Source organism: Pseudodesulfovibrio mercurii (assembly GCF_000189295.2).
GTDB lineage: Bacteria > Desulfobacterota > Desulfovibrionia > Desulfovibrionales > Desulfovibrionaceae > Pseudodesulfovibrio > Pseudodesulfovibrio mercurii.
The window spans coordinates 3,342,076-3,357,634 of record NC_016803.1 but is presented as its reverse complement, the minus strand read 5'-3'; the positions used below and the strand labels follow the sequence as shown (position 1 = coordinate 3,357,634).

At 67.9% G+C, this 15,559-nt stretch carries 15 protein-coding genes; 4 read left to right on the top strand and 11 right to left on the bottom strand.

The window, feature by feature from the left end:
* Positions 1–16: 16 nt before the first annotated feature.
* The 10 genes from DND132_RS15155 to ispG all read right to left on the bottom strand — a co-directional run bounded on the left by DND132_RS15155 (position 17) and on the right by ispG (position 11,054).
* Positions 17–916: a class I SAM-dependent methyltransferase gene (locus tag DND132_RS15155; protein WP_014323638.1), complete on the bottom strand. Its 900-nt coding sequence runs from the start codon at positions 914–916 to the stop codon at positions 17–19.
* 2 nt (positions 917–918) lie between these two features.
* Entirely contained in the window at positions 919–2,820 is a 1,902-nt protein-coding gene (gene dxs / locus DND132_RS15150; protein ID WP_014323637.1) for a 1-deoxy-D-xylulose-5-phosphate synthase, read from the bottom strand.
* Positions 2,821–2,841: 21 nt separating this feature from the next.
* Complete coding sequence (locus DND132_RS15145; protein WP_014323636.1) at positions 2,842–3,735, bottom strand: polyprenyl synthetase family protein; 894 nt, start codon at positions 3,733–3,735, stop codon at positions 2,842–2,844.
* Complete coding sequence (gene xseB, locus DND132_RS15140; RefSeq protein WP_014323635.1) at positions 3,732–3,974, bottom strand: exodeoxyribonuclease VII small subunit; 243 nt, start codon at positions 3,972–3,974, stop codon at positions 3,732–3,734. The genes DND132_RS15145 and xseB overlap by 4 nt, the downstream gene beginning before the upstream one ends.
* A 20-nt stretch (positions 3,975–3,994) precedes the next feature.
* Positions 3,995–4,918: a M23 family metallopeptidase gene (locus tag DND132_RS15135; protein WP_014323634.1), complete on the bottom strand. Its 924-nt coding sequence runs from the start codon at positions 4,916–4,918 to the stop codon at positions 3,995–3,997.
* A 20-nt stretch (positions 4,919–4,938) separates the two neighbouring features.
* On the bottom strand, positions 4,939–5,814 hold the full coding sequence (locus DND132_RS15130; RefSeq protein ID WP_238528176.1) for a M23 family metallopeptidase: 876 nt from the start codon (positions 5,812–5,814) through the stop codon (positions 4,939–4,941).
* Between the two features lie 33 nt (positions 5,815–5,847).
* Entirely contained in the window at positions 5,848–7,338 is a 1,491-nt protein-coding gene (xseA, locus tag DND132_RS15125) for an exodeoxyribonuclease VII large subunit (RefSeq protein ID WP_014323632.1), read from the bottom strand.
* A 159-nt stretch (positions 7,339–7,497) separates the two neighbouring features.
* The gene (locus DND132_RS15120; RefSeq protein ID WP_014323631.1) at positions 7,498–8,109 is read right to left on the bottom strand and encodes a LysE family translocator; all 612 of its coding nucleotides are present in this window, start codon (positions 8,107–8,109) and stop codon (positions 7,498–7,500) included.
* 128 nt (positions 8,110–8,237) lie between these two features.
* Entirely contained in the window at positions 8,238–9,980 is a 1,743-nt protein-coding gene (locus DND132_RS15115; RefSeq protein ID WP_014323630.1) for a proline--tRNA ligase, read from the bottom strand.
* A complete protein-coding gene (ispG, locus tag DND132_RS15110) occupies positions 9,981–11,054 on the bottom strand; it encodes a flavodoxin-dependent (E)-4-hydroxy-3-methylbut-2-enyl-diphosphate synthase (protein WP_014323629.1) in 1,074 nt (357 codons plus the stop codon).
* Between the two features lie 317 nt (positions 11,055–11,371).
* Between ispG and DND132_RS15105 the strand changes: the two genes are divergently transcribed.
* From DND132_RS15105 to DND132_RS15090, 4 genes are read left to right on the top strand one after another with little or no spacing between them, the layout of a single operon-like run.
* The gene (locus tag DND132_RS15105) at positions 11,372–12,478 is read left to right on the top strand and encodes an iron ABC transporter substrate-binding protein (RefSeq protein ID WP_014323628.1); all 1,107 of its coding nucleotides are present in this window, start codon (positions 11,372–11,374) and stop codon (positions 12,476–12,478) included.
* Entirely contained in the window at positions 12,479–13,549 is a 1,071-nt protein-coding gene (locus tag DND132_RS15100; RefSeq protein ID WP_014323627.1) for a FecCD family ABC transporter permease, read from the top strand.
* On the top strand, positions 13,546–14,301 hold the full coding sequence (locus DND132_RS15095) for an ABC transporter ATP-binding protein (protein ID WP_014323626.1): 756 nt from the start codon (positions 13,546–13,548) through the stop codon (positions 14,299–14,301). The genes DND132_RS15100 and DND132_RS15095 overlap by 4 nt, the downstream gene beginning before the upstream one ends.
* A gap of 51 nt (positions 14,302–14,352) precedes the next feature.
* The gene (locus DND132_RS15090) at positions 14,353–14,892 is read left to right on the top strand and encodes an FmdE family protein (RefSeq protein WP_014323625.1); all 540 of its coding nucleotides are present in this window, start codon (positions 14,353–14,355) and stop codon (positions 14,890–14,892) included.
* A gap of 165 nt (positions 14,893–15,057) precedes the next feature.
* Here DND132_RS15090 and DND132_RS15085 read toward each other — a convergent pair whose 3' ends face one another.
* Positions 15,058–15,558 carry a 4Fe-4S binding protein gene (locus tag DND132_RS15085; protein WP_014323624.1) on the bottom strand — a complete coding sequence of 167 codons (501 nt, stop codon included), beginning with the start codon at positions 15,556–15,558 and terminating at the stop codon, positions 15,058–15,060.
* Position 15,559 lies beyond the last annotated feature (1 nt).

The window sequence follows — 15,559 nt, the reverse complement described above, 5'->3', positions numbered from 1 at the left end:
TGGGCGGAGAGCGGGATCAGGCGGTCTTTTCCAGCCAGAGGGAGGCCTCGAAGGCCTGGTCCGGGAGGGGGATGGGCCAGCCCGCCACGGCCTGGGGCATGTATCGGCGCACGTAGGCCGAGGCGAAGCACGCCCGGAAACGGTCGCCCCCGGCCAGCAGGGACGCGGCCAGGAGCTGCTCGTTGTAGCCGCGCCAGCGCCAGATGTCCGGGTAGCCGTTGGGCAGGAAGATGTCGTGGACGTGCACCCGCACCCCGGCGGCCAGGGTGGGCAGAACCCGGTTGAACAGGGTGTCCGCGTCCGAGCCGGGCATGCCGATGTGGCTGCCGTCGAAAAACAGGATGTCGTTCGCCGCAAGCGTCCCGAACAGGGCCGGGTCCGCCTGGTCCAGGGTGGTCCGGACCACCCGGTCGCAGAGGTGGTCGATGCGCCGCCTGGGCTCCGGGTCGATGGACGTGAACCGGGTCGAAAGCCCGCCGTCGCGGATGGCCCTGGCCATGAACCGCGTGGAGTGGCCCGAGCCGATCTCGATGATCCGGGCGGGCGCAAGCTCGCGCACCAGGGCATAGGCGGCCGCCCCGTCCAGGCCGGGAAACCAGCTCTGGTCGAAACGCGGTCGGTCCACGTCGTCCGGGTCGGCCACGGCGAATTGCGCCAGCCGGTCCAGGTGCTTTTCGATCAGGGAGAGGGTCGCTTTAAACGGGGCGCGGTCCGCGTCCCAGGCCGTCTTGAGCCATTCGTACCGGTCGCCCTCGGTGAAGGGCGCAAGGTCACCGGCCCAGCGGTAGGGAATGAAGAATCCAGGTGCGGCCTTGCAGACCCCTCTGCGGCGGCGCAGGCCGGACACGCCGCGCAGGTACCGCTTCGGCCGCGTCTCGGGGCCGGTCCCGGTCGGGAGCGTGTCGCGGGCGGCCATCGCTACCCGCAGAGCGTCTTGAGCGCCCGCTTGATGCCGTCCTTGTCGATGCCGAGCATGTGGCGCAGCTCCTTCTGGGCGCCGTGCTCCACGAACTCGTCCGGGAGGCCGAGCTGCCGGACGTGCTTGCCGTCCAGGGCGTCGTGCGCGGCCAGCAGTTCCAGCACGGCCGAACCGAACCCGCCGGCCAGGGCGTTCTCCTCCACCAGGAGGATGCGGTCGAACCGTCCGGCCAGTTCCAGAATCCGTTTCTCATCCAGGGGCTTGACGAACCGGGCGTTGAAGACCGCCGCCTTGAGCGCGCCCTCCTCCTCCAGCTCCATGGCCGCCTCCACCGCCGGGTAGACCCGCGAGCCGATGGCGATGACCACCGCGTCCTCGCCGTCGCGCATGAGTTCGCCCCGGCCGATGGCGATCGGCTTGGGGTTGGCCGAGACCTTGGCCCCGACCCCGGTGCCGCGAGGATAGCGGACCGCGCATGGGCCGTCGTGCCCGAAGGCCGTGACCATCATCCGGGCCAGTTCGGCCTCGTCCTTGGGGGCCATGACCACCAGGTTCGGGATGTGGCGCAGGTAGCTCATGTCGAAGGCCCCGTGGTGCGTGGCCCCGTCCTCGCCCACCAGGCCGCCCCGGTCCAGGAAGAAATTCACGTTCAGGTTCTGCAGGCAGACGTCGTGCACGATCTGGTCGTAGGCCCGCTGCATGAAGGTCGAGTAGATGGCCACGGCGGGCTTGTACCCCTGGGTGGCCAGTCCGGCGGCGAAAGTCACGGCGTGCTGCTCGCAGATGCCCACGTCCACGAAGCGGTCCGGGTAGTTCTTGCCGAAGCACTCCGTGCCCGTGCCCTCGGGCATGGCCGCGGTGATGGCGATGATCTTGTCGTCCTTGGCCGCCAGCGAACACAGGGTGGACCCGAAGATGGCGGTGTAGGACGGCAGGCCCGAGCCGGAAAACTTGCGCGCCAGACCTGTCTCGGGGATGAACTCGCCCACGCCGTGGTAGTGGGACGGGTCGGACTCGGCTGGCTCGTACCCCTTGCCCTTCTTGGTCATGACGTGGACCAGGACCGGCTTGTTCAGCTTCTTCACCTCTTCGAAGACCTTGACCATGGTGGCCGTGTCGTGGCCGTCCAGCGGCCCGACGTAGGTGAAGTGGAAGGCCTCGAACAAAATGCCGGGGGTGAAGAAGGATTTGACCGAGTCGCCGTACCGCTTGGCGTATCCGGCCAGGTCGCCGCCGATCTTGGGGATGGTCGCCAGCAGCCCCTCCACGTCGGACTTGAGCCGCTGGAGGAACGGGGTGGTCATCTTGCGGCTCAGGAACTGGGACAGGGCGCCCACGTTCTTGGAGATGGACATCTCGTTGTCGTTCAGGACCACGACCATCTTGCGGCCCAGGTCGCCCGCCTGGTTCAGCCCCTCGAAGGCCAGCCCGGCGGTCAGGGAGCCGTCGCCGATGACCGCCACCACCTCGTGGTCCTCGCCCTTGAGGTCGCGGGCCATGGCCATGCCCAGGGCGGCCGAGATGGAGGTGGACGAGTGGCCCACGCCGAAATGGTCGTAGGGGGATTCGGCCATGCGCGGGAACCCGCTGATGCCGCCCTTCTGGCGCAGGGTCTCGAAGGCGTCCGCCCGGCCGGTGAGCAGCTTGTGGGCGTAGGCCTGATGCCCCACGTCCCAGACCAGCTTGTCGCGCTCCAGGTCGAAGGAGCGGAACAGGGCCAGCGTCAGCTCGATCACGCCCAGGGACGGGGCCAGGTGGCCGCCGTGGGCCGAGACCTGGCTGATGATGATGTCGCGCAGCTCCTGGGCCAGGGTGTCCATCTGGTCCCCTTCCAGGGCGCGGACGTCGCCGGGCTTATGTATCTTGGACAGAATGGCTGTCTGTTTCGGATCTTTGATCATGAGTGGGAAATCCTAGTTCAATCAATACACCCTGTCCACTATGTATCGGGCCAATTGCCACAGGAACTCCTGTTCGCACCCGAAGTAGCCGGATAAATTGGTCAAGGCCTCGTCGACATACTCCCTGGCCAGGGTCTTGCTCCTGTCCAGGCCGAGAAGCGAGGGATAGGTGGTCTTGCCCATGGCCTCGTCGCTGCCCACGGGCTTGCCCAGGGTGGCGGTGTCGCCGACCACGTCGAGCACGTCGTCCACGATCTGGAAGGCCACGCCGATTTTACGCCCGAACCGCCGGGCGTTGTCCACGTCGCTCTCCGCCGCCCCGGCCAGGATGGCCCCGCACTCGCAGGCCGCGGTCAGCAGGGCCCCGGTCTTCATGGCGTGCATCTTCTTCAGTTCATCGAGGGGCACGCCGGTGCGCCCGGTCAGCTCCATGTCCACGGCCTGGCCGCCGACCATGCCGCCCGATCCGGCCGCCCGCGCCAGGACCGCAATGGCCCGGAGCACGCGCTCGGCGGGCAGCCCCTTGACCAGGCACGTCTCGGTCATGAGCACGAAGGCCTCGGTCAGCAGGCCGTCGCCCGCCAGGATGGCCGTGGCCTCGTCGAACTGCTTGTGGTTGGACGGCCGCCCGCGCCGCAGGTCGTCGTCGTCCATGGCGGGCAGGTCGTCGTGGATCAGCGAATAGGTGTGGATGCACTCCATGGAGGCGGCAAAGGGCATGGCCTTGTCCGCGTCCCCGCCGAGCAGGCCGTTCCAGGCCAGGACCAGCACGGGCCGCAGCCGCTTGCCCCCGGCCAGCAGGGAATATTCCATGGACGCGAGCAGCCGCGCCGGGATGTTGCGGTCCCGCAGGCAGCCGACCAGATACGCCTCAACGAGGGCCGCGCGGCGGCCGAGGTCTTCCTTGAAGGTCACTGCTCGTCCTCCGTGTCCGAGGCCAGCGCCTCCAGGGCGTCGAACTCCCGGACCAGCCCCTCGGACACGAGCTTGACCTCGTGCCGGGCGGTCTCCAGCTGCTTGCCGCACGCCTTGACCAGCGTCAGCCCCTCCTTGTACAGGGCCACGCCCTCCTCAAGGGGCAGATCGCCGCGCTCGAGCTGTTCCACCACGAGCTTCAGCCGCTCCAGGCGGTCTTCAAATGTATCGTTCGCCACGGGGTCCTCCCTGGGCTGAATTAATCAATCTTCCACAATTCCGGCATATTGTCGCCGGACGTCTGGAATAAAACCTCCGGATCGACCACTGCGCCGAGCACGAAGGCGGCCAGGTGCAGGTGCGCGCCCGTGACCCGCCCGGTGGCCCCGGACAGGCCGACCACCCGGCCGGCCTCGACCATATCGCCTTCCCGTACGCTTGTCTCGGACAGGTGGCAATACAGGGTGAAAAATCCGTTGCCGTGGTCCACGAGGACGCTGTTTCCGCCATAATAGAAAGCGTGGACAAGGACAACTCTTCCGGCGGCCGCGGCATGGATGGGCGTGCCGAGCCAGGCCCGGAAATCCAGGCCCGTGTGCCGGGCGGCCACGTTGCCGTTGAAGGTCCGGAACAGCCCGAACCGGCTGAGCATCCTGCCCCTGACCGGCCGGAAAAAGGGAACGGTCCAGTACCGCTCGGGCGAGACCTCGGCCAGGGCGGCCCGCAGCATCTCGCGTTCCCCCTCGATGCGCGCCCGCTCGGACTCCGGCGGACGGACCATCTTCGGAGGCACGGTCAGGGTCTCGGTCTCCCATTGGGACTCGACGACCTCGACGGTCCGCGAAAAACGCCGCTCATGCCCCCAGATGCGGGCCACGACCTCCACGGAATGGTCGCCGGGCTCGCCGCGCAGGTCCGCGCCGAGCAGGACCTCGGCCTCGGACTGTTCGCCGGTCCGGGTCACGGACGGGTGCACGCCGCGCCCGTTCCAGCGCACCTCCAGGTCCTCCAACGGGTACCAGGTGGCGATGCGCACCAGGAACGGCTTGCCCGTCCCGACCCGCTCCGGGGCCAGGACCTCGACCATGTCCCCGGCCTCGGCCGTGGCCGACAGGCAGGCCAGAAAGGCGAGGGCATACAGGAGCGGCCAAAGCCGCCGTTGAAAATGCGTGTGCGAACTCATCGAAATCTATCGACAATCCGTCATTGCAGCAGGCTGTCTGCCGAGTCCCGGAAGAGCGGCGCGGGATCGACCAGGTCGCCCTGGACCGACAGGGAGAAGTGCAGGTGCGGCCCGGTGGCCCGGCCGGTCATGCCCGTCAGGCCGATGGTCTGGCCGCGCCTGACCGCGTCGCCGACCTTCACCGTGGACTCGGACAGGTGGAAGTACATGGAGACCACCCCGTTGCCGTGGTCCACGTAGACCGAGTTGCCCGCGTAGTAGTGGTCGCCCACCAGGATGACCCGGCCGTCGTCCACGCACCTGACCGGGTTGCCCTTGGCCGAGCGGAAATCGAGCCCCCGATGCGGGTTCCTGGGCTTGCCGTTGAGGATGCGCTGCGACCCATAGACGGACAGGACGACGCCGTCCACGGGCCGCTCCAGCGGCAGGTGCCACTGCCGCACGGCCGAGACCGTGCGCTTTGCCGCCGAGGTCTGCTCGCCCTCGGCCGCGATGCGGGCGTGGACGTCCTTGGGCGGGGTGACCATCTTCTCGGGCAGGGTCAGCTCCTGCTTCGGATAGTCCTCCGGAGTGATGCGCACGGTCCGGCGCAGGGTCCGCTCCCGCCCGTCCACCGAGGCCGTGACCACCAGCTCCTCCTTGCCGGGCCGTTCGGTGAGCACGTCCGTGCCGAGCATGGCCAGGGCCACGTGATGGCCGTTCCAGACCGAGACGGACGGGGCCACCTCGCGCCCCTGCCAGCGCACGGATACGGCCGCCAGCGGCCGATCCGAGGTCAGCCGCACCAGGAAAGCCTTGCCCACCCCGGCGCTGCGCGGTGCGGCCAGCACCAGAGCGGACATCGCGTCGGCGGCCCGGACCGGTCCGTTCAGGGGAAGGCCCAGCAGGGCCGCCATAAACACCATCCACAAAAACCGTCGCATAAACCGTCATTCCTCGTTGGGTCGAGTGTCCGTGACCGTGGCCGCCACGCGGCCGTCACGGACCGTGATATCAAGTGCGTCGCCCTTCGTCACCCGTCTCGGGTCGCGCAGAAATTCGCCGGTCCCGGCCACGCGCACCAGGGCGTAGCCGCGTTCGAGCGGCCCTTCCGGGTCCAGCCCGCGCAGTCCGGTCTCCAGCACGGCCAGCCGCTGGGCCATGCCGTCCAGCCGCCCCTGCCCGGATGAGGTCAGCCGCTGGCCGAGCCCGGCCACGCCCTCGGCCAGCCGGTCCACCCGCTCCGGTCCGAAGGCCCGTTCCAGGCGGCGCGCCAGCCCGGCCGCGTCGCGCGACAGGCCGTCCAGCCGGTGCGTGCCGAAGGCGCGGTCCAGTCCCTCGGCCGCGCGCACGGTCTCCCCGGCCCGGTCGAAATAGTGGTCCAGCCCGGCCCCCTGCAAACGGGCCATGAGCGCGGAAAAGCGGTCCTCCATGCGCTCCAGTCGCCGGGCGGGCGACAGCCAGACCAGCGCCTTGCGCAACTGCTCGAACGCCCCCGCCTTGTCCGACAGCCAGCCCTCATAGGCCCGGTTCAACCCCAGGTCCAGCGCGTCCACCCGCTGGGCCAGGGTCTCGCGCCTGGGCCACAGCTCCTGGGCCGCGTGGGACGGGGTGGCCGCGCGCTTGTCGGCCACGAAATCCGCGATGGACACGTCCGGCTCGTGGCCCACGCCGGTCAGCACCGGCAGCCGCGCCCGGTAGATGGCGTCCGCCACCGCCTCGGTGTTGAAGGCCCACAAATCCTCCAGCGATCCGCCACCCCGGATAAGCACGGCCACCTCGGCCCAGCCCTCGGCGTCCACCAGGTCCAGCGCCGCCGCAATCTGGCCCGGCGCGCGGTCGCCCTGGACCAGCACCGGATAAATCCGTATTTCGGCCCCGGTGCCGCGCGTGTCCGCGATGCGCAGGAAATCCCGGATGGCCGCCCCGGATTTCGAGGTGATCACCGCCACCCGCCTGGGGTCGCGCGGCAGGCCGAGCTTGCGGTCCTCGTCGAAATATCCCTTCTCCGCCAGTTTCTTCTTCAGCGCCTCGAAGGCCACGGCCAGGTCGCCCACGCCCCGGGCCTGGACCAGTTCGGCCACCAGCTGGTACTGGCCGCGCGGCTCGTACACGTTCAGCCGCCCGGCGCAGAGCACCTCCAGGCCGTCCTCCAGGCCGCTCCCGGTCAGCGCCGTGCCGCCCTCGGTCTCCTCGATCTCCCCGGTCAGCGGGTTGACCATGTCCCCGCCCTGCCGGACCGGTTCGGCCGACCGCTGCGAGGACTTGAACCAGACCACCGACAGCGCCGCGTCCCCGTCCGTCAGCGTGAAATACACGTGCCCGGACGCCGGACGCGCCAGATTGCTGACCTGCCCCCGCACCCACACGAACGGGAACTCGGCCTCCAGCAGCGCCTTGACGGACTTGGTCAGCTCGGAAACGGTCAGAATGTTGGACAAAGATGCCTCCGGCGGCCGGGGGAAGGGGAAGGAAAACCCTTTGAAAAGGGCTTTTCCTTCCCCTTCCCCCGGACCCCCATCCCCTTCCTTTCCTAAACTTTTTATCGCCGCTTCGCGGGGTGGGAGGGGGACGGGGGCGGTTGATTTACATTACAGTGACTACTCCGACGCGATGGCCGCGCCCGCGCCGATCATGATCGTGCCCGCCGTGCGGTTCATGATCTTCCACAGCCGTGTCGAGCGGATGGCGTTGCGGCCGCGCGCGGCCAGCCAGGCGTAGACCAGCGGGACCGTACCGATGATCGGGACGATGATGCCCATGACCAAAGCCACGTCGGTGGCGGTCAGGGACGCCATGTCCACGAAGCCGGGCAGGAAACCGCAATAAAAGGCGATGGCCTTGGGGTTGCCGAGCGTCACGCACAGCCCGGCCAGGAAGCTGCGGCCCGGACGGACCGGCAGATCGCACCGCGCCTGTTCGAAATTCGGCCTGGCCCGCCAGCACTTCACGCCCATGTAGATGAGATAGGCCGCGCCCGCCCACTTGAGGACCGCGAAATACGGCCCGATCTGCGAGGCGACCCAGCCCATGCCGAACAGGGCCGTGAGCAGGTAACACACATCGCCCAGGGCCAGCCCGCAGGTGAACCCCGCCCCGGCCTTGAACCCGCGCGCCAGGGACTGCGCCACCACGGCCGAAATCCCCGGCCCTGGTATGCACGCGAACACCAGCGTGGCCAATGCCAGCGCGATTCCACTTTCCAACGTCATTTTCTCTCTCTCCCGAAGGTTGTGTCCGGTCAATCCGTGGCATACCACCCGGCGGACCGGACCGACAATAAAAAAACCCGGCGCGGTCGATTCCGCGCCGGGTTGGCATGACGATATATGTCCGGAATCTATGGGGTCTCAAGTCCCCAGTTATTCCAGATCTGATTTCGCCAGTCGGCGAAGGACGCGGCGAAGGTGTCGAGGGGCAGCTCGACCTTTTCGCCGGTCTTGCGGTCCTTGGCCTCGATGATGCCGTTCTTGAGGCCCTTGCCGCCGAGCACCAGCTGCATGGGGTAGCCGATCAGATCGGCCTCGGCGAACTTGACGCCGGGACGCTCGCCCCGGTCGTCGAAGGCCACGTCCACGCCGAGCTTCATCAGTTCGGCATAGAGCTCCTCGGCCTTGTCGGCCACGTCCTGGTCCTTGCCGCCGAGCGAGATCAGGCAGACCTCGAAGGGCGCGATGGACGGCGGGAAGCAGCAGCCGTTCTCGTCGAAGTTCTGCTCGATGGCCGAGGCCACGATGCGCGAAACGCCGATGCCGTAGCAACCCATGATCATGTACTGGGACTTGCCGTTCTCGTCCAGGAAGGTGGCTTCCATCTTCTTGGAATACTTGAGCCCGAGCTTGAACACGTGGCCCACCTCGATGCCCTTGGTGAACTCGATGGCGCCGCCGCATTCCGGGCAGGCGTCCGTGGGCTCGATGACCCGCAGGTCCGCATACTGGACGATGTCGCAGTCGCGGCCCAGCGCCAGGTGCAGGACGTGGGTGTCGCCCTTGTTGGCTCCGGCCACCCAGTCGGTCCCGGCCAGCAGCTCGTGGTCGGCATAGATCGGCACCTCGGGGTCCAGCCCGGCGGGACCGGCAAAGCCCACGGGCGCGCCCGTCAGCTTGCGGACCAGGGCCTCGTCGGCCAGCTCGATCTCGTTGCCGCCCACCAGGTTGCGCAGCTTGACGTCGTTCAGCTCGCGGTCGCCGCGCACCAGCCCGGCCACGGGCTTGCCGTCCACCACGAAGAGCAGGGTCTTGACCAGCCTGTCGGCGGGAATGCCGAGGAAGGTGCAGACCTCCTCCACGGTGTGCGCGCCGGGGGTGGCGACCTCCTCCATGAGCGGCACGACCGACTCGTCGGCGGGCGCGCCCTTGGGGGCGTTGACCTTGGCCTTCTCCAGGTTGGCCGCGAAGTCGCAGGACAGGCAGGAGGCGATGGTGTCCTCGCCGGTCTCGGCCAGGACCATGAATTCATGGGAAAAGCTCCCGCCGATGGCCCCGGAGTCCGCCTGGACCGGCTTGAAGCGCAGGCCGATGCGGGTGAAGGCGGCCTTGTAGGCGTTGAACATGTCCCAGTAGGACTGCTCGGCCCCCGCCTCGTCCTTGTCGAAGGAGTAGCCGTCCTTCATGATGAACTCGCGGCCGCGCATGAGCCCGAACCGGGGGCGGATCTCGTCGCGAAACTTGGTCTGGACCTGGTAGAGGTTGACCGGCAGCTGCTTGTAGGACTTGATCTCCCCGCGCACCAGGTCGGTGATGACCTCCTCGTGGGTGGGGCCGAGGCAATAGTCGCGGTCGTTGCGGTCCTTGAACCGGAGCAGTTCCTTGCCGTAGTAGTCCCAACGGCCGGTCTCCCTCCACAGGTCGGCGGGCTGGACCGTGGGCAGGAGCACCTCAAGCGCGCCCGCGCGGTTCATCTCCTCGCGCACGATCTGGGCCACCTTGTTGATGGCGCGCAGCCCCAGCGGCAGGTAGTTGTAGATGCCGCTGGTCAGCTTGCGGATCATGCCCGCGCGCATCAGGAGCTTGTGGGAGACCACCTCGGCGTCGGCCGGGTCCTCCTTCAGGGTCGGGATGTAGTAGCGGGAAAGACGCATCTAGTCGGTTCTCCTTTCTTCCAGAAATTTCTCGATCTCTTTCATGAATTCGGGCAGCAGGTTGGCGTTGCCCCTGACCTTGCGGACCACCTCGCCCTTGCGGAAGATGATGCCCAGGTCGCGGCCCCCGGCGATGCCGATGTCGGCCTCTTTCGCCTCGCCCGGCCCGTTGACCACGCAGCCCATGACGGCCACGGTGAAGACCTCTTCGACGCCCCTCAGCGCCGCCTCAACCTGCTCGGCCAGGTCGATCAGGCCGATCTCCGTGCGGCCGCAGGTGGGGCAGGATATAATCTCCGGGCCGCGTTCCCGCAAGCCCAAGCTGCGCAGGATCTCGTAGGCCACGCCGATCTCGGCCACGGGGTCATGGGTCAGGGACACGCGCATGGTGTCGCCGATGCCCTCGTAGAGGAGGATGCCGAGCCCCACCGAGGACTTGACCGCGCCGCGCACCAGCGTGCCCGCCTCGGTGATGCCGATGTGCAGGGGGTAGTCCACCTGCTCGGACATGAGCCGGTAGGCCGCCACGGTCTTGAGCACGGACGAGGTCTTGAGCGATATCTTGATGTCGTGGAAATCGCGCGCCTCGAGCATGCGCACGTGCCGCAGGCCCGACTCGACCATGGCCTCGGGCGTGGGGCCGCCGTATTGCCTGAGCAGGTCCTTTTCCAGGGACCCGCCGTTGACCCCGATACGGATGGGCGTGCCGCACGCCTTGGCCGCCCGGACCACGGCGTCCACCTTGGCCTCGTCCCCGATGTTGCCGGGGTTGATGCGCAGCCCGTCGAAGCCCGCGTCCAGCGCGGCCAGGGCCAGCCGGTGGTCGAAATGGATGTCCGCGATGAGCGGCACCGGAGACTGTCTGCGGATGTCGGCGAGCACGGCGGCCGCCGCCTCGTCGGGCACGGCCAGGCGCACGATCTCGCACCCGGCCTCGGCCAGCCGGTCGATCTGGGCCAGGGTGGCCGGGACGTCGCGCGTGTCCGTGTTGCACATGGACTGGACCCGGACCGGGTTGTCCCCGCCGATGCCCACGCCCCCGATGTTCACGACTCTTGTCTGTTTTCGCTGCATAAGGACACGCACGTTACGCAATTTCCGTTGCCAAGCCAAGGGGCCCGGCAGGGGGAAACGCGGCCCGGTCCGCCACCCGGCCGACAACACGCCAAACAACGGCACGGGCGGCGAACCACCCCGCCCCACCCCGACCGGCGCCCCCCCATGGTCCGGGTCCGTCCCTTCGGGCGGTAGCCAACCCCAACAGTCCGTTTTCATTTCCCTCTTGACGTGCCGGTCCCTTTTATTTAGGAACAGCGTAGTATTACAGATTTCATATTCGTAGCAATTTTTGTGTTTGAAACACAAATTTGTATGCTCTACAAGGTGTCTAAATGAAAAAACTTCATCTCATCTGCGCCATTCTCCTGCTCGTCCTGGCCGCACCGTCCACGGGCGCGGCCCGCACCCTGACCGACTGCGTGGGCCGGACCAACGACCTCCCGGACAGGATCGACCACGTCATCTGTTCCGGTTCCGGCTGCCTGCGGCTGCTGACCTACCTCGGGGCCCAGGACCGCATCGTGGCCGTGGACGACATCGAGACGCGCCGCCGGAAGTTCGACGCCCGGCCATACGCCCTGGCCAACCCCCAGTTCAGAAAGATGCCCATCTTCGGGGAGTTCCGGGGCCACGACAACCCCGAGTTGATCCTGACCCTGGAGCCCCAGCCCCAGGTCATCTTCAAGACCTACACCTCGTCCATGGGCTACGACCCCCGCGAACTCCAGGACAAGACCGGCATCCCGGTGGTGGTTCTGGACTACGGCAACCTGGGCGAGAAACGGCCCGCCCTGTACAAGAGCCTGCGCCTCATGGCCAGGGTCCTGGGCCGGGAAGAGCGCGCCGAGGCGGTCATCAAGTACATGGAGGGGCTCATCGAAGACCTCGGCCGGCGCACGGGCGACGTGCCCGGCCAGGAGCGGTCCACGGTCTACCTGGGCGGCGTGGCCTTCCGGGGTCCCCACGGCTTCCAGTCCACGGAGCCCGCCTACCCGCCCTTCCAGTTCGTCAACGCCGTCAACCTGGCCTACGAGGCGGGCAAGGCGGGCCAGGGCCTGGCCCAGTCGGACATCGCCAAGGAAAAGATCGTCGAGTGGAACCCGGACGTGCTCTTCCTGGACCTGGCCACCCTCCAGATGGGCGACGACGCGGGCGGCCTGTTCGAGCTGCGCACGGACCCGGCCTACCGCATGCTCTCCGCCGTCAAGGAGGGCCGCGTCTACGGCGTGCTGCCCTACAACTGGTACACCCAGAACTTCGGCTCCATCCTGGCCGACGCCTACTTCATCGGCAAGGTCCTCTACCCCACCCGCTTCGCCGACGTGGACCCGGCGGCCAAGGCCGACGAGATCTACACCTTCCTGGTGGGCAAGCCGGTCTTCAAGGACATGAACGAACTGTTCAAGGGCATGGCCTTCCAGCCGGTGCCGGTGAAGTAGATGCACTTCTCCGACGGACAGGTGCCCGCCGAGTACCGGCGCTACATCGGGCTCAAGCTGGCCGCCGTCGGCCTGACCGGCGGGCTCCTCGCCCTGGCCCTGGTGGTCTCCATCTCCCTCGGCGCGGCGCACATCCCCGTGGCCGGCGTGAGCCGAACCCTCATGGGCTGGGCCGTGTCCAAGCGGTTCGACGTGATCGTCTGGAACATCCGCCTGCCCCAGGCCCTGGCCTCCATCGTGGCCGGTGCCGGGCTGGCCGTGGCGGGCGCGGTCATGCAGTCCGTCCTGCGCAACCCGCTGGGCTCCCCCCTGACCCTGGGCATCTCCCACGCGGCGGCCTTCGGCGCGGCCTTCGCGGTCATGATCCTGGGCGGCGGGATCATGGGCTCCACCAACGCGGACGCCGTGAACATCACCCATCCCTACCTGACCACGGGCGTGGCCTTCCTGTTCAGCCTGGGCACCGCCTCCGTCATCGTGGCCATGTCCCGGCTGCGCGGCTCCTCCCCCGAGGTCATGATCCTGGCCGGCGTGGCCCTGAACGCCCTGTTCACCGCCGGGACCATGCTCCTGCAATTCTTCGCCGACGACGTGCAGCTGGCGGCCATGGTCTTCTGGACCTTCGGCGACACGGCCAGGGCCTCCTGGTCCGAGCTGGGGGTCATGGCCGCCGTGACCCTGGCCACCTCCCTCTATTTTCTGGCCAACGCCTGGAACTACAACGCCATCGACGCGGGCGACGAGACCGCCCGGGGGCTGGGCGTGCGCGTGGACCGGGTGCGCATGATCGGCATGCTGCTGGCCTCCCTGCTCACGGCCGCGATCATCGCCTTCCTGGGCATCATCGGCTTCGTCGGCCTGGTGGTCCCGCACATGGTCCGCCGGGTCATCGGCTCGGACCACCGCTTCCTGCTGCCCGCCTCCATCCTGGCGGGCGGCCTGCTCCTGCTCCTGTCCGACACCGCCGCCCGGCTGGTCCTGGCCCCGCACATGCTGCCGGTCTCGGTCCTGACCGCCTTCCTGGGCGCGCCGGTCTTCATCTATCTCATCATACGGGGGCAGCGGCGATGATCCTCTCCGTGACCGGCCTCGACTTCGCCTACAACGGCTCCAAGGTCCTGCGCGACGTGCGCTTCGACCTGGACGGCGGGGAGCTCATGGCCATCCTCGGCCCCAACGGCGTGGGCAAGACCACCCTGCTCAAGTGCATCAACGCCATCCACGCCCCCTGCGCGGGCAAGGTCCTGGTCGAGGACCGCGACGTGCTGAAGCTGCGCCCGCACGAGATCGCGCTGGGCATCGGCTACGTGGCCCAGCGCAGCGAGACCGCCCGCCTGACCGTGTTCGACGCCGTGCTCATGGGCCGCAAGCCGCACATGGTCTGGCGCGTGGGCGAGGACGACCTGAAGATGGTCGATGCCGCCCTGAAGCGGCTGCACATGGCCCACCTCGCCCTGCGCTGCATCGACTGCCTGTCGGGCGGGGAGCTGCAAAAGGTGGCCATCGCCCGCGCCCTGGTCCAGGAGCCGCGCCTCATGCTCCTGGACGAGCCCACCTCCAGCCTGGACCTCAAGAGCCAGGTGGACATCCTGACCATGCTCCGCCGGGTGGTGGACGAACACCGCATCGCGGCGATCATGACCATGCACGACCTGAACACCGCCCTGCGCTACGCCGACAAGGTCCTGTTCCTCAAGGACGGGCGCATCCACTCCGCCGGTCCGGCCTGCGAGGTCACCTCCGCCGTGGTCGAGGAGGTCTACGGGCTGCCCGTGAACATCCACACCGTCCAGGGCCACCCGCTGGTCGTCCCGGCCGCCTGACCCCGTCCCCCAACCTCAAGCCCCCCCATCGCAACCCAAAGGAAACACGCCATGTCCTCCACCACGCCCCAGGAAACCATCGACGCGGCCATCCGCTTCCACGGCCACCACTGCCCCGGCCTGACCATCGGCATCCGCGCCGTGGAGCTGGCCCGGCGCGAACTCGGCGACCTCGACGGGCTGGACCTGGTGGCCGTGGCCGAGACCGACATGTGCGGCGTGGACGCCATCCAGTTCCTGACGGACTGCACCTTCGGCAAGGGCAACTTCATCCACCGCGACTACGGCAAGAAGGCCTTCTCCTTCTTCGACCGGAAAACCGGCCGGGGCTTCCGCGCCCTGCTCCGGGAGACCGGCCAGCCCCTGCCGGGCGACGACCGCCTGGCCGCCATCCGCCATTTCATGGACCTCGACCTGGACGACATGTTCACCGTCACCCAGGCCACCTGCCCGCCCCCCAGGCCCGCCGCCGTTCTCGAAAGCCTGCCCTGCGCCCGGTGCGGCGAGATGACCATGGAATCGCGCACCCGCCGCTTCGCCGGAAAGACCTACTGCATCCCCTGCTTCGCGGAGATCGACCAGAAGCTGTAAGGAAGGAATTCCTTCGGACTTCCTTCCGGACTTTTCGGCGCCGCCGCGCGGGGTGCGGGAGCCCGGCCGTTGCGACGGAATGTGTCCCTTGCCGAATACATCGAGCGAAAGAAAAGCCCCCGCATGGAATGTGCGGGGGCTTTGTTGTTCATGGTGCCGGGACGGCTATTTGTCGTCCTTCTTGGCCTTTTTCTCGGCCTTGGGCTCGGCCTTGGCCTTGGCTTCGGCTTTGGCTTCAGGCTTGGCCTCGGCTTTGGCTTCAGGCTTGGCTTCGGGCTTGGCTTCGGGCTTGGCCTTGGGCTCGGCCTTGGAGGCGGCCGCCCGCTTGGGCTTGAGCGGGGTGCCCTGTTCGATCCAGACGGCCTTCTCGGTCACCGGCTTGCGGTGGACGTCCTTCATTGACAGGCTCTTGGTCGGGCAGCTGTCGCGGCAGATGCCGCAGTACACGCAGGCATAGGGGTCGCACTGCCAGGTGCCGGCGTCCTTGTCCACGGTGATGCACTGGCTGGGGCATTTGCGCGAGCAGGTGCCGCAGAAGATGCACTTGTTGATGTCGATGACCAGCTCGCCCCGGTAGTTGGGGAACGGATCGCGCACCTCGTAGGGATACTTGCGGGTGGCGGGCTTCCTGAGCAGGTTCTTGATGACGGTGGATGTGAACTGCATG